Raw genomic sequence first — 13,199 nt, forward strand, 5'->3', positions numbered from 1 at the left:
GCGGTCGGCGGCGGTGCAGCGTTCGCGCGAGCGCATCGCCAATCAAGTCAGGCTGATGCTCGACGCCGCCCTGCGGCTGATTCGGGAAAAGGGCGACAGTTTCACCACCCAGGAGCTGGTCAAAGAGGCGGGCGTCGCGCTGCAGACCTTCTACCGCTACTTCGCCACCAAGGACGAGCTGCTGCTGGCGGTGATCGCCGACGCGATGACCGACGCCTGCGCCCGCTGGGCGGACGCCGCCCGGGACCTGCCCGATCCGGTCGCGCGGTTGCGCTTCTACGTCACCGCGGTCATCGAGGTGCTCGACAGCGAGGGCGGCGACGGCGGCACCGCGAAGTTCGTCGTCTCGACGCATTGGCGGCTGCACCGCATCTTTCCCGACGAACTCGCCGAGGCCGAGAAGCCGTTCGTGGATCTGCTCCTCGGCGAGATCAACGCGGGAATCGAGGCCGGGCTGCTGGCGCCGGCGGACCCGGAATGGGCCGCGTGGTTCATCGCCGAACTGGTTCGGTCGGTGTACCACTACTACGCCTACGCGCCGCGCCAGGTCGACGTCAAAGAGCAACTGTGGCAGTTCTGCCTGACCGCATTGGGCGGGACGGCACGCAAGTCGCGCGGTAGCCGAACGAAATAGAGGTACGTCATGCCCCATGCGAAACCCGACGAACTGCCCAGCGGTGGAGGGGGACGGTGGCCGTTGGCCGGCGACAACTTCCGGTCGGTGCAGTGGGGCGACATGGAGGTCGGCTACACGACCACCGGGCCGCTGGATTGCACGCAGCTCTACCAGGTCGGCGGGCTTCCCGGCGGCGTATGCCCCTGTCCGCATTACGGATTCATCTTCGAAGGCTCGATCCGCGCGACCTATCCCAACACCGACTGGCCCGACGAGACGGCGGCCGCCGGCGAGGTGTATTTCTTTCCGGCCGGCCACATCCTGATCTATCCGGAACGGACCCGCGCGCTCGAATTGAATCCTGCGTTCGCGCTGCAGCAGTGCATGGACGCGATGCAGCGGGTCGGGCAGTCATGACAACCCCACCGGTCGCACTGGCCACGGTCCGGAAGGCATGTGACGAATTGCCCACCTCCCAGCGACAGCTCGGACGATTCAATGATTGTCGCTGAGAGGTGGGCAAATCGCCTTGTGCCTCCAGCCGGGGGCGCCTGTGGCCGATGTGACCAGAGCGACATGCCCGGCCCGACCCGCCGGCGGCGGGGCTACAGCCGGGACAGCGTGAACGGATACGTAGCGGAGCCGGCGGGCGCACCATGACAACCCATGTCGAACGACGATTGCAGCTCGCCCGCGAGCGTGACCGCGTCCCACGTGTACACGTCGTGCGTGGGAAGCGTTGGGCCGTAATAGATGTCGTCGCACCTCAGGCCGTCCGGAACGTCGACGGGCAAGACATACCGGCCGTCGGTCAGGTGCGCGTCGCCGGTGTAGGGGAAGGCCTTGGCCACCGGCCGGGCGATCGCGTTCACATGCACGCACCCGCCACCGGGGCACGCCGTGATCGCCCACACCCAGGTGTGGAAGTCGTATCGGCCCTCGACGTGAAGGTCGTAGTTGCCGAACGGCATACCCGCCCGGGCGGCCGGGGCGGCGACGACGGCCAGCATCCCGAGGAGCGCCGAAACCTTGCCTGCGAACAGTTTGAATCCCATGACGCTCCTCATTGTTCGAGTCCCCAATTTTACTTGGGCAACGGCTTTTTCGATAGATGGTTGACGACGTGACCCGACTGCTGGGGATTCCAAGCGGCTCAGGCGTTCCCGAGACCAGCGCCACCCGGCCGCCATCCGGGTTCGACGAAGATCTCCCGGAATTCTGCACGGACTACACCGAAGTCGAGTATCTGCTCGTCGGCACGGCGAATCGCTACACCGGTCCCGCGATCGGACCCCCCACGGTGGTCAGCGACGGGCACCGCTACGTCACCCGGGTGCTGACCCGCTACCCGAATGACCCGTCCCGCTTCAGCGGACGGGTGGTGGTCGAGCCGTTCAACACCACCTACGGCGTCGACCGCGACGCGTTGTGGTTACACGTCGGCGGGCTGCTGCAGGCGCAGGGCGACGCCTGGATCGGCATCACCGAACGCGCCACGTCGGCAACGCAACTCAAGGGCTCCGACCCTGGTCGCTATGCCGACCTCGAAATCGGCTCCAACGACCTCGCCTGGGACCTGCTGCGGGCGATCGGCCTCACCCTCAAAGAGGGCGGCGAGCACAGCCCGTTGCGTCACCTGCCGGTCCGGCACGTCTATCTCGGCGGCTACTCCCAAAGCGGCGTCGACACCGCCACTTTCGCCGCGGCCTTCGGCGCGCTCACCCGACCCGCCTACGACGGGTACTTCCCGGCCTGCCACGCTGCGAGCCTGACGCCCCTGGCCGTGGGGGAAGGCCTGCCGCGTTTCGAGTACGCGCCGATACGCGGGGCCGGAGCTCCGGTCGTCGAGATCCAACCCCAAAGCGACGTCGAGGGATTCGGCGTCGACGGGTTCGTCAACCCCGGCAGCGCCTCGGTGCGGCGCGCGGACGGCGACGAACCGGGGGACCGGTTCCGGCTGTACGAAATCGCGGGCGCGCCCCATGCGGCCAAGGTCCCCGGGTGCGACGGAGAAGGCTCGAGCTTTCCGGTGTCGGCGTTCGTGCGCGCCGCACTGCGCAACCTGTTCCGGTGGGTCGAGGACGGCATCGCGCCGCCCAGCGCGCCGCGCATCGCCCTGCGCGTCGGCGGCCAGGTGGCCGAGGCGGACGTCGACCGATTCGGCAACGCGATCGGCGGCGTGCCGTCACCCTTCCTCGACGCGCCGCTCGCCCGCTACGACGCGCACTCGACCCCGGGGCCGCTGTGCAAGCTCGCCGGCCGCGAGGTGCCCCTGCCGTACGAGGTGCTCGCCGAGCGCTACGGTGACCTGCAGACCTACCTCGCCGAGTTCACGATCAGCCTCGACGCCACCATTCGGGCCGGCTACCTCCTCAAGGAAGACCGCGCGGGACTCCTGAAAGACCAGACCGCCAAGGCGCACGCGGCCTTCGCCCGGACGGCCGCACCGGCATGAGCGTGGCGACCGTGCCCGTGCCGGACAGCCTCGAGCAGGCGCTGTCGGTCGAATGGCTGACCGCGGCCCTGGGCACCGACGTCGTTGAGGTAACGCCCGGTCCGATCGTTGATCGGATCTCCACTAATGCGAGATTCACAATCCGCTGCGCCGACGGCCGTTCGCAGAAGTTATGCGTCAAGGGCTATTTCAACGAGATCGGCCGGGCCGCCCGCTACGTCGGGGCTCCCGAGGCCTACTTTTACCGCGAACTGGCCACCGCGACCGGCGTGCGCACCCTGCATAGCGTGTACGCCGACATCGATCCGCACACCCGACACGGCGTCATCATCACCGACGACGTTGTGGCGCAGGGCGCTACGTTCCTGGACGGCAACAGCCCGTACACACCCGACCGCACCGCGCAGACACTCGGCGAGTTCGCCCGGCTGCACGCCGCGACCTGGGGCTCGCCGCGTTGCACCGACGCGCCGTGGCTGGCGCCTCGGCTGGGGCGGGCGCTCGACGTGTGGGGGCTGTCGGCCACCCTCGACATCATCGGCCGCAACTTCGACGGCTCCAATGGGCAACGGATCCCCGCCTCGGTAAGCGACCCCCAACGCGTCGTCGACGCCTACCGCGCCCTTATCGAGAGGGAGGCGCAGGAGCCCTGGTGCGTGATCCACGGGGATGCCCACGTGGGCAACGTCTTTCTCGACGCACGCGGCGCCGGATGCCTGGTCGACTGGCAACTCGTCCAGCGCGGCGGCTGGAACCTCGACGTCGGCTACCACATCGCGTCCACCCTGGCCGTCGACGACCGCCGGCGCGCCGAGCGAGACCTGTTGCGGCACTACCTCGATGCGCTCGCCTCGCACGGAGTCACGCCGCCGCCCTGGGATGAGGCCTGGCGCGCCATCGGTTTCGGCATGGTGCACGGCTTCTATCTGTGGAGCATCACGACCAAAGTGCAGCCCGCGATCATCGCCACCCTGCTGCACCGCCTCGGCACCGCGGTGGCCGACCACGACGCTTTGAGGAGGAAATAGATGGACGCATCCGATGCCTTCCACGGGCTGCGCGTCGTCGAGCTGGCGCAATGGGTCTTCGTCCCGGTGGCCGGCGCGCTGCTGGCCGACTGGGGCGCCGATGTCATCCGCATCGAGCGCCTCGAGGGCGACCCCTACCGGGGGCTGGCGACGCAGGGCATCGGCACCGACCGCGACGGCGTGAATCTCTCGATGGCGCTGGCTAATCGCGGCAAGCGATCAATAGCGTTGAATTTGCGGCACGATTCCGGAATGGTTGTCCTGCACGAATTGCTGTCCACCGCAGACGTTTTCCTGACCAGCCTGCGCCCCGGCGCGCTGGCCCGGCTCGGCCTGGACGCCGACACGCTGCGCGCTCGATACCCCGGCCTGATCTATGCCCGCGGGCACGGCTTCGGGACACGCGGCCCGGACGCCAACCAGCCCGGCTACGACAGCTCGGCGTTCTGGGCGCGCGGGGGAGTGGGCCACATCCTGACCCCGCCCGAACGCGACTACCCGATCAGCCAGCGCGGCGCGATGGGCGACCGAATCGGCGCCATGGCACTGGCTTTCGGTATCGCCGCCGCCCTCCTCAAGCGCGCGAACACCGGCGCTGGGTCGATCGTCGACGTCTCGCTGCTGGCCACCGCCATGTGGATGCTGTCCTCGGATCTGCTCGCCGTGCTCAACGGCGGCGAGGCCGGACCCGTGGGCGGCCGCGGCCCGCAGGTCAACCCGCTCACCGGCAACTACCGCACCAGGGACGGCCGCCACATCCAGCTGATGTTCCTACAGGGCGACCGCTACTGGGCCGAGTTCTGCCGCCTGGTCGGCCGCGACGACCTGATCGACGATCCGCGCTTCGCCGACATGGCCGCCCGGCGCGCCAACGCCGCGGCCTGCGTGGCCGAACTGGACGCCGTGTTCGCCCGCCACACCCTTGCCGAATGGAAGGAGCTGCTGGCCAAGCTCGACGCCCCGTGGGCCGCAGTGCAATCCGTGTCCGAGGTGGTCGAGGACCCGCAGGTGCTCGCCAACGGCTACGTGGGGGAGGTGCGGCTCGAAGGTGGCCAGGCCTACCGGTTGCCCGCCGTGCCCGTGCAACTCGACGAGCAGACGCCGCCCCTGCGGCGCGCGCCCGAGCACGGCGAGCACACCGAGGCGCTGCTGGCCGAGCTCGGCTACGACTGGGACCGGATCTCCGAGCTGGCCGACCAGGGCGTGATCCCGTGAGCGCACGGCCGTTGCCGGTGCCCGACGAGTCGTCGGCGCCCTTCTGGTCGGCCGCCGCCGACCACGTCCTCACCGTGGCCCGCTGCGGGCGGTGCGGAAAGTTCAGCATGCCCCCCGATGTGGCGTGCCCCCATTGCCACGCAACCGATCCCGGTTTCGGATTCACCCCGGTCAGCGGGCGCGGCGTCGTCCGGTCCTGGACCGTGGTGCGGCAAGCCTTCCTGCCGGGCTTCGACGCGGACCTGCCCTTCGTGCTCGTCGACGTCGAACTCGCGGAACAGGCCGAGCTGCGGCTCATCGGCCGCTTGCTGGATGGCCCCAAAGTCCTGGATGCGGGCCTGCACGTCGGTCACCCGGTCGCAGTCGCCTTCGAAGACCTCGCGCCCGGCGTGGCCGTCCCGGCATTCGAGCTGGCGTGAGCGCCCGATTCGCGGCGAGCAACAAGGTCGCCATCGTCGGCTACGGACACAGCCAGGTGTGCCGCCGCGCCGAGCGGCCGCTGGGGGTGCTGGCCCTCGACACCGCCCGGGCCGCCATCGCGGACGCGGGACTGCGCCTCGACCAGATCGACGGGTTCGTCAGCTCGAGCCTGCTACCCAGCGCGGGTGGCCAGTCCACCGATGACGGCGTCAGCACGGTGTCCTCGTCCTGGCTCGCCCAAAACCTTGGCGCCGTACCGCGTTACGTCGCGGGGTTCGACGGTATCGGCCAGGTCACCGGTTCGGTCGGCATCGCCGTAAACGCCATCGCCAGCGGCGCCGCGGATTACGTGTTGCTGCACCGCGCCCTGCATAACCCCGCCGGGCGCTACCACGCCAACCCGATGCGCGAGGCGCGCGGCCCTCAGCAATGGACGGCGCCCCAAGGCTTTTTCGGGCCGCTGGCGATGATCGCCCTGCCGCACAACGAGTATCTGCAGCGCTTCGGCGCGCGACGGGAATCGATGGCGGCCGTGGCGGTGGAGGCGCGCAAGAACGGCGCGCGCATCCCGTGGTCGTTCTGGCGCGATCGCCCACTGAGCGCCTACGAATATCTGTCCGCGCCAATGCTCTTCGACCCGGTCTGCCGCTACGACTGCGACATTCCGGTCGACGGGGTCGCGGCCTTCGTGCTCACGTCGGCCGACCGGGCGAAGGACCTCCCCCACCGCCCGGTGTACATCACCGGATACGCCTCCGGGATGCCCACCCGTCGGCGTCTGCCCTTGCACTGGCCGCTGGACGACATCGTCGAGGGCGGCGTCCAGACCGCGCGGCGGCTGTGGGAGCACAGCGGAATGTCGGGCGCCGACATCGATTTGCCTCAGGTGTACGACGGCTTTTCGCTGTTCGTCTGGCTCTGGCTGGAGGTGTTGGGCCTGTGCCCGCCCGGCGAGGCGCACCGCTTCGTCGAAACCGGCGGCATCGACAGCGACCGCCCGGACGGCGTCCCCGCGCTGTCGGGGGGTGGCGCCCTCGGCAACGGGCGCATGCACGGCATCCCGCAGATGCTCGAGTGCTACCTGCAGCTGGCCCGGCGCGCGGGGGACCGGCAGCGCGAGCGCGTCACCACCGGGCTGGCCTGCCATTCCTCGCCTCACTTCGGTGGGGCGGTGGTTTACAGCTCCGAGCCGTTTTGAGAGTTGCGTTCTCCGGTGCAGGAGAATATCGTTCTACTGTTACTGGCGTTTAGGGAGTCGTTGTGACAGTCCCGTCGGAGTCCTGGGTGGAGCGCGCTGTCGATCGGTCAGCGGCCGTGCAGCGCTCCCGCACCCGCATCGCCAATCAGGTGCGGTTGATGCTCGACGCCGCCCGGCGGCTCATCCAGACGAAAGACGACTTCACCACCCAGGAATTGGTCGCCGAGGCCGGGGTGGCGCTGCAGACGTTCTACCGGTACTTCGCCTCCAAAGACGAACTGCTGCTGGCGGTCATCGGCGACGCGATGACCGAGGCCTGCGACCGCTGGGCCAAAGCCGCCGCCGAAATGTCAGACCCGATGGCGCGTCTGCGTTCCTACATCACCGCCCCGCTGCAGCAGTTCCACGGCGACAGCCAGGACGCGGCCGGCATCCGGTTCATCGTCTCCGCACACTGGCACCTGCACCGCATCTTCCCGACCGAACTCGCCGAGGCCGAGCAGCCGTTCGTCGAGTTGTTGCGGGCCGAGGTCGCGGCCGCCGCCGAGAAGGGGTTGCTGCGTCCGCGAAATCCCGACTGGGACACCTGGTTCATCGTCGAGTTACAGCGCGCGATCTACCACTACTACGCCTACGCGGCAAAAACCGACGAGGACCTCAAGGCCACCGAGGAAAACCTTTGGGAATTCTGCCAAGCCGCGCTCGGAGCGGCGCGCGCATGACCGCCGATCGCCAAGGAGGGTGCCAGTGAATGACTTTGACGACTTCGACTTCTTCACCGACCCGACGCTCGTCCCCAACCCGCACCCCTACTTCGACTACCTGCGCGCCAAGGGCCCGGTGGTCACCGAGCCCCACCACGGGGTGGTCGCCGTCACCGGCTACGACGAGGCCATGGCGCTGTACAAAGACGTCGACTCGTTTTCCAGCTGCATCGCGGTGGGCGGCCCGTTTCCGCCCTTGCCGTTCGAGCCCGTCGGGGACGACATCAGCGGGCTGATCGACGAGCACCGCGCGCAGATGCCGCTGCACGAGCACATGGTCACGATGGACCCGCCGGATCACACCCGCGCCCGATCGGTGCTGAGCCGCCTGCTTACGCCGGCGCGCCTGAAGGAGAACCAGGACTTCCTGTGGAGCCTGGCCGACCAGCAGCTGGACGAATTCGTGGAACGCGGAGAGTGCGAGTTTCTCGACGCGTATTCGAAGCCCTACGCCCTGCTGGCTGTCGCCAACCTGCTCGGGGTGCCCGAAGCGGATCACAAGGAATTCCGCGCCGCACTGGCGAATTCGCATACCGCGGGCAACCTCGACCACGATCCGGCCGCGATCAACCCGTTGGAATTCCTCGACGAGAAGTTCAGCTTCTACATTGAGGACCGTCGCCGCGAGCCGCGCGGTGACGTGCTGAGCGACCTCGCGGCCGCGCGGTACCCGGACGAATCCACGCCCGAGGTTGTCGACGTCGTGCGATCCGCCACGTTCCTGTTCGGGGCCGGCCAGGAAACCACCGCTAAGCTGCTCGGCGCCGCATTGCAGATCCTGTGCGACAAGCCGGAACTGCAGCAGGCGCTGCGCAAGGACCGCAGCCTCATCCCCGCCTTCATCGAGGAAGCGCTGCGGATGGAGGCCCCGGTCAAGACGACGTTCCGGTTGGCGCGCAAGGCAACCCGGGTCGGCGACGTCGACATCCCGGCCGGGACCACGGTCATGCTGTGCCCGGGAGCGATCAACCGCGACCCGGACCGCTTCGAGGAGCCGCACGAATTCCGGCTCGACCGAAGCAATGTGCGCGAGCACATCGCTTTCGCGCGCGGCGTGCACAGCTGCCCGGGCGCGCCCCTGGCCCGCGTCGAGGGCCGGGTCTCGCTGGAGCGCATCCTGGACCGGATGGGCGACATCCGGGTCAACGAAGCCATCCACGGCCCGGCGGGCGACCGCCGCTACAGTTACGCGCCGACCTACATCCTGCGCGGGCTCAACGAGCTGCACCTCCAGTTCACGCCTATCGCCTAGGCGGTGACGGAGTGCGGCGGCTGATCTCGGTGGTGGCGCTTGCGGCTGTGGTTCTCGCCGGCGGCGCGGCGCCGACGGCCTCGGGTGACGAGTGGGGGCTCAACGGCACCTACCAGGCGACATCGAACGGCGACTGGGCGAAAACCAACGACATCTACCACGATGAGGCCACCGTGCGAAGCAGGTGGACGATCACCACCACATGCAGCACGCCGCTGGAATGCGCCGGCCGGGTGACCAGCGACCTCGGCTGGAGCGCCGACGTCGGCCTGCACGGCAGCGAATACGTGGTCAAACGCGACATTCCCAACTGGCAGCCGTGCCCCAACGGTGCCGCCCGAACCGGACACCAGATCTATCGGTTCTATCCGGTCGACGAGAGGGGCTGGGTGGCAACCGATTCCACCGTGACGACGCTGGCCGGCGTGGACCAGACGACGGGGGACAGCGGGGCGTGCGGCATCAACAAGGCGCTGGTGATCTCGCTGCCATTCCGGCTGGACAAGGTGAGCTGATTTCGGCGCGGCTAGGGTCGAGTTACCCCGGTGAAAAGGAGAACGCGTGACCCGCATGCCGCTCGCCAACGCGGACGAGCAATCCGAAAGCATCCGTCAGCTGCTCGAACGCCCCGGAACGCTCGACGTGCTGCGCCTGATCGCCAACGCCCCCAACGTCTTCGAAGAGTGGGCGCAGATGGCCGGGCAGCTTTTTGACAGCCCGACGTTCACCCCACGGATGCGCGAAGTCATCATCCTGCGGGTGGGCCACCTGCAGGAGTCGCCCTACGAGCTCGCCCAGCACGTGGTCTTCGCCCGAAAGGCGGGACTGACGGACCGGCAGGTCGACGCCCTCCAGGACAAAGCGGACCTGGACGCGGCCGGGTTCGAAAGCGGCGAACGCCTCGTCATCGACGCCGTCACCGAGCTGTGCACCACCCGCCGGCTAAGCGACGGCTCCTTCGCCCAAGCCCACAAACTCCTCGGCGACGAGGCGCTCACCGAGATGCTGATGATCGTCAGCTGCTACTACGGCCTGGCGCTGGTGCTCAACGCCGTCGACCTCGACATCGACGCGCCCGCATGACCCGCATCCCGTACCGCGAACCCGAGGACATGCCCGAGCTTGCCCGCGAATTGACCGCGCGGCGCGGCAATCTCAACGTCTACCGCGCGCTGGCCAACGCCGAGAACGTATTCACCAGCTGGATGGTGGCCGGCGACGCCGCCCTGACCAGCCCGGTGCTGCCGAGGAGGCTGCGCGAACTCATCGTCCTGCGCACCGCCTATCTCATGGACTGCGCCTATGAGCTCGGCCAACACAAGGACGTCGCCCAAACGGCCGGCCTAAACAGCGACAGCATCGCGGCGCTCACCTCCGAATCCGATTGGCAAACCGGCGATTTCGACCCCACGGAGCTGGCCGTGCTAAACCTGACCACGGAGCTGGTCACCACCCGGCGCGTCGCGGCCGAGCTTTTCGCTCAGGTGCACGAATCCCTCGGTTCGGAGGCCACCATGGAGGCGTTGATGGTCATCAATCGCTACGCGGGCCTGGCGCTGATGCTCAACGCGCTCGACGTGGACCTCGATGAGACCGCCCGACTGCCGATACCGCCAACAAAATGACGGTAACCCGCGGTTCCCCCACCGGCCAATCGGCCTTCCCGTAATCTCCACGGTGTGGTGGTGCGCAAGCAGCCGTCGACCCGCCTGTCGGCCGAGGACTGGCTCGAGGTGGGCTACACCGTGCTCGCCGAGGAGGGTGTGCGCGCACTCAAAGTCGAACGCCTCTGCCAACAGGCGGGCGTCACGCGCGGCAGCTTCTACTGGCACTTCGAGGACATCGACCACTACCGGGCCGCGCTCGTCGAATCCTGGAACAAATTCCTCGAACGCGACCGCCAGGCGCTGTCCAAGCTCGACGAGCTGCCACCCCGGGAGCGCCTGTTGGCCCTGACGCGCACGCTGGTCAGCCCCCAGTACTGGATGCTCGAGCGGGCGATGCGCGAATGGGCCCGCCTGGACCCGGTCGCGGCCGAAAACATCCGCGCGGCCGACCGGCTCTTGCTGCGCACCGTGGTGAAGGCCTACTGCGACTACGGGTTCAGCTTCGAGGACGCCAAGCTGCGCGCGGAGTTGACCTTCGCCGCGGGAATCGGCCTGCTGCACCTCACCAGCTCGGCCGAGCAGGCCCAATCGCTGTCCCAGCGAGAACGATTCCTGGCCGTGATGCTGGGCGAGGCGGGAACCGCCGGCTCAGATCATGGCGATGGGTGAGATCTTCGCGCCAATCGCCAACGCCCCGGCCAACTCTCGGCTCGTGTCGTAGTCGAACACCACATGCCCCGCGGCGATGTCCACGTCGCGCTTGGCGCGCTGCAACGGGCTGGACAGGAAATGAGCGCTGGCTCCGGACGCTTCCAACAGATCGGCGATGATCGCCCGGCACTCGTGCACCGTGCGCGCGGCCGCCAGCCGGGCATCGGCGCGCACCGACCGGCTCACCCGCCCGCCGCTGACCACGATCGCCTCGATCTCGTCGGCGGTCGCCGCGATCAACGCCCGCAGCGCACTCAGCCGCACCCGCGCCTCGCCGAGCCGGATCTGCGCGGCGGGCTGATCCTTTTGCGCCACCCCGCTGTAGGCCAGCACCCGCCCGCCGAGCCGCTCGGCGAACAGCTCGGTCACCCGTTCGGCCGCCCCGAGCACGGGCATCGACGCCGTCAGCGCCAGCGCGGGCACCATCGGCCACCGATACGTCGGGACCCCGTGCGCCCGCGCGCCGGGTGCGGTGCCGCCGTAGATGTCGGCCACCGCGACCAACCGATGCTCGGGGACGAACACGTCGTCGACGACGAGGTCATGCGAACCGGTGCCGCGCATGCCGGCCGTGTGCCAGGTGTCGACGACCTCGACCCGGTCGGCGGGCAGCACGACGAGCGCCGGGTCGATCCCGTCCGCGCGCTCGATCAGCGCGCCGACCATCATCCAATCGGCGTCCATCGCCCCCGTCGCCCACGCCCACCTGCCGGTCACCCGCACCCCGCCGTCGGCCGGGACGCCGCGGCCGGTCGGGGCCAGGGGCGCCGGCGCCAGCACCGGTCCGGACGCGAACACCTCCTCCTGCGCCCGCGGATCGAACAACGACAGCATCCAGTTGTGCAGCGCGTAGAAACCCAGCGTCCAGGCGCTCGAGGCGCAGCCGTGCGCCATCCGCCGAATCGGTTGCAGCAGTTCGGGAAACGAGGCCTGCAGGCCGCCGAACCGCGCCGGCAGCAACAGGCGGAACAGCTCGGTCTGCCGGAAATCGCTCACCGTCGCCGCGGGGAGGCGCCGCAGCCGCTCGGCCTCCTCGGCGCGCTCGGCCAGCCGCGCCACGAATTCGTCGGTGATGCCGTGCAGGGGACGGCTGTCGACCACGGACATGCCGACGACCGTAACATACTTTTTAGTATGTAGCGGCGCCGGTTGTTACCATCGCCCGGTGAGCGATCGCCCGGGACGGATGCGATCACGCCGCGACGTCCTGAAGATCGCCGGTGTCCTGCCGGCGATCCTCGGCGCCGCCGCCGTCCTGCCCGCCCCGCGCGCGACCGCCGGTGTCGCCGGGATGTCGGTCTTCCTCGATCCCGGCCACAACGCCGTCAACGACGCCTCGATCAATCAGCAGGTGCCCAACGGCCGCGGCGGCACCAAGCCGTGCCAGACCTCGGGCGCCGCGGCCGGCGACGGCTATCCCGAGCACGCGTTCACCTGGGCGGTGGTGGGGCTGATCGCCGACCAGTTGAACCAGATGGGCGTTCGCACCCAGCTCTCGCGCGACGGCGACGGCGGCGTCGGCCCGTGCATCGACCAACGCGCGGCCGCGGCCAACGCCATGCGCCCGGACGCGATCGTGAGCATCCACGCCGACGGGGGACCGCCGTCGGGCAGCGGATTCCACGTCAACTACTCGAGCCCGCCACTGGGCGATGTTCAGGCCGGGCCCGCCGTGCAGCTGGCCCACGCGATGCGGGATGCCTTGGCCCAGTCGGGGTTACAGCCGGCGAACTACATCGGCTCCGACGGCCTGTACGGCCGCGACGACCTCGCCGGGCTGAACCTGGCCCAATACCCGGCGGTGCTGGTCGAACTCGGCAACATGAAAAACGCGGGCGACGCCGCGCGGATGGAAAGCGCGGACGGCCGGGCGGCCTACGCCGCCGCAGTCACCCGGGGGATCGTCGCCTTCCTCGGCGCCAAGGCCGGCTGA

At 69.0% G+C, this 13,199-nt stretch carries 16 protein-coding genes; 14 read left to right on the top strand and 2 right to left on the bottom strand.

What is annotated here, in order from left to right; translation table 11 throughout:
- Window positions 1-13 precede the first annotated feature (13 nt).
- Window positions 14-634, top strand: a complete 621-nt coding sequence (locus OCQ_RS10085; RefSeq protein WP_041784949.1) for a TetR/AcrR family transcriptional regulator — start codon at window positions 14-16, stop codon at window positions 632-634.
- A 102-nt stretch (window positions 635-736) separates the two neighbouring features.
- Window positions 737-1,033, top strand: coding sequence for a cupin domain-containing protein (locus OCQ_RS10090; RefSeq protein ID WP_041785569.1), 297 nt, complete (start codon window positions 737-739; stop codon window positions 1,031-1,033).
- A 188-nt stretch (window positions 1,034-1,221) separates the two neighbouring features.
- On the opposite strand, the gene OCQ_RS10095 is transcribed toward OCQ_RS10090, so the two are convergent.
- The gene (locus OCQ_RS10095) at window positions 1,222-1,587 is read right to left on the bottom strand and encodes a hypothetical protein (protein WP_041785572.1); all 366 of its coding nucleotides are present in this window, start codon (window positions 1,585-1,587) and stop codon (window positions 1,222-1,224) included.
- 152 nt (window positions 1,588-1,739) lie between these two features.
- Here OCQ_RS10095 and OCQ_RS10100 point away from each other — a divergent pair, with 152 nt between their 5' ends.
- The 11 genes from OCQ_RS10100 (at window position 1,740) to OCQ_RS10150 (ending at window position 11,224) form a co-directional block, all read left to right on the top strand.
- Entirely contained in the window at window positions 1,740-3,071 is a 1,332-nt protein-coding gene (locus OCQ_RS10100; RefSeq protein ID WP_232065590.1) for an alpha/beta hydrolase domain-containing protein, read from the top strand.
- Entirely contained in the window at window positions 3,068-4,099 is a 1,032-nt protein-coding gene (locus OCQ_RS10105) for a phosphotransferase (RefSeq protein WP_014384501.1), read from the top strand. The genes OCQ_RS10100 and OCQ_RS10105 overlap by 4 nt, the downstream gene beginning before the upstream one ends.
- Window positions 4,100-5,314, top strand: coding sequence for a CaiB/BaiF CoA transferase family protein (locus tag OCQ_RS10110; protein WP_014384502.1), 1,215 nt, complete (start codon window positions 4,100-4,102; stop codon window positions 5,312-5,314).
- Window positions 5,311-5,733 (top strand): Zn-ribbon domain-containing OB-fold protein, encoded by a 423-nt coding sequence (locus OCQ_RS10115; protein WP_041784950.1) that lies wholly within the window; start codon window positions 5,311-5,313, stop codon window positions 5,731-5,733. Before OCQ_RS10110 ends, OCQ_RS10115 begins: the two co-directional genes overlap by 4 nt.
- Window positions 5,730-6,932 carry a thiolase family protein gene (locus OCQ_RS10120; protein WP_014384504.1) on the top strand — a complete coding sequence of 401 codons (1,203 nt, stop codon included), beginning with the start codon at window positions 5,730-5,732 and terminating at the stop codon, window positions 6,930-6,932. Before OCQ_RS10115 ends, OCQ_RS10120 begins: the two co-directional genes overlap by 4 nt.
- Before the next feature lie 116 nt (window positions 6,933-7,048).
- Window positions 7,049-7,654, top strand: coding sequence for a TetR/AcrR family transcriptional regulator (locus OCQ_RS10125; RefSeq protein WP_041784951.1), 606 nt, complete (start codon window positions 7,049-7,051; stop codon window positions 7,652-7,654).
- A gap of 25 nt (window positions 7,655-7,679) precedes the next feature.
- Window positions 7,680-8,948 (top strand): cytochrome P450, encoded by a 1,269-nt coding sequence (locus OCQ_RS10130; RefSeq protein WP_014384506.1) that lies wholly within the window; start codon window positions 7,680-7,682, stop codon window positions 8,946-8,948.
- Between the two features lie 11 nt (window positions 8,949-8,959).
- Entirely contained in the window at window positions 8,960-9,463 is a 504-nt protein-coding gene (locus OCQ_RS10135; RefSeq protein WP_014384507.1) for an Rv2253/PknI dimerization domain-containing protein, read from the top strand.
- Window positions 9,464-9,509: 46 nt separating this feature from the next.
- Window positions 9,510-10,031 (top strand): carboxymuconolactone decarboxylase family protein, encoded by a 522-nt coding sequence (locus OCQ_RS10140; protein WP_232065591.1) that lies wholly within the window; start codon window positions 9,510-9,512, stop codon window positions 10,029-10,031.
- Window positions 10,028-10,573, top strand: a complete 546-nt coding sequence (locus OCQ_RS10145) for a carboxymuconolactone decarboxylase family protein (RefSeq protein ID WP_014384509.1) — start codon at window positions 10,028-10,030, stop codon at window positions 10,571-10,573. Before OCQ_RS10140 ends, OCQ_RS10145 begins: the two co-directional genes overlap by 4 nt.
- Window positions 10,574-10,681: 108 nt before the next feature.
- A complete protein-coding gene (locus tag OCQ_RS10150) occupies window positions 10,682-11,224 on the top strand; it encodes a TetR/AcrR family transcriptional regulator (protein ID WP_172417570.1) in 543 nt (180 codons plus the stop codon).
- On the opposite strand, the gene OCQ_RS10155 is transcribed toward OCQ_RS10150, so the two are convergent.
- Window positions 11,204-12,373: an acyl-CoA dehydrogenase family protein gene (locus OCQ_RS10155; protein ID WP_014384510.1), complete on the bottom strand. Its 1,170-nt coding sequence runs from the start codon at window positions 12,371-12,373 to the stop codon at window positions 11,204-11,206. The two genes, OCQ_RS10150 and OCQ_RS10155, sit on opposite strands and share 21 nt — an antisense overlap.
- Window positions 12,374-12,452: 79 nt before the next feature.
- Here OCQ_RS10155 and OCQ_RS10160 point away from each other — a divergent pair, with 79 nt between their 5' ends.
- Window positions 12,453-13,199: an Rv3717 family N-acetylmuramoyl-L-alanine amidase gene (locus OCQ_RS10160; RefSeq protein ID WP_014384511.1), complete on the top strand. Its 747-nt coding sequence runs from the start codon at window positions 12,453-12,455 to the stop codon at window positions 13,197-13,199.

The organism is Mycobacterium paraintracellulare (assembly GCF_000276825.1).
Lineage (GTDB): Bacteria > Actinomycetota > Actinomycetes > Mycobacteriales > Mycobacteriaceae > Mycobacterium > Mycobacterium intracellulare.

Excerpts from the sequence above, each read along its gene's own strand:
- OCQ_RS10160 (WP_014384511.1), top strand. The coding sequence starts at position 12,453 with ATGCGATCACGCCGCGACGTCCTGAAGATCGCCGGTGTCCTGCCGGCG.
- OCQ_RS10145 (WP_014384509.1), top strand. The coding sequence starts at position 10,028 with ATGACCCGCATCCCGTACCGCGAACCCGAGGACATGCCCGAGCTTGCC.
- OCQ_RS10110 (WP_014384502.1), top strand. The coding sequence starts at position 4,100 with ATGGACGCATCCGATGCCTTCCACGGGCTGCGCGTCGTCGAGCTGGCG.
- OCQ_RS10090 (WP_041785569.1), top strand. The coding sequence starts at position 737 with ATGGAGGTCGGCTACACGACCACCGGGCCGCTGGATTGCACGCAGCTC.
- OCQ_RS10105 (WP_014384501.1), top strand. The coding sequence starts at position 3,068 with ATGAGCGTGGCGACCGTGCCCGTGCCGGACAGCCTCGAGCAGGCGCTG.
- OCQ_RS10155 (WP_014384510.1), bottom strand. The coding sequence starts at position 12,373 with ATGTCCGTGGTCGACAGCCGTCCCCTGCACGGCATCACCGACGAATTC.
- OCQ_RS10095 (WP_041785572.1), bottom strand. The coding sequence starts at position 1,587 with ATGCCGTTCGGCAACTACGACCTTCACGTCGAGGGCCGATACGACTTC.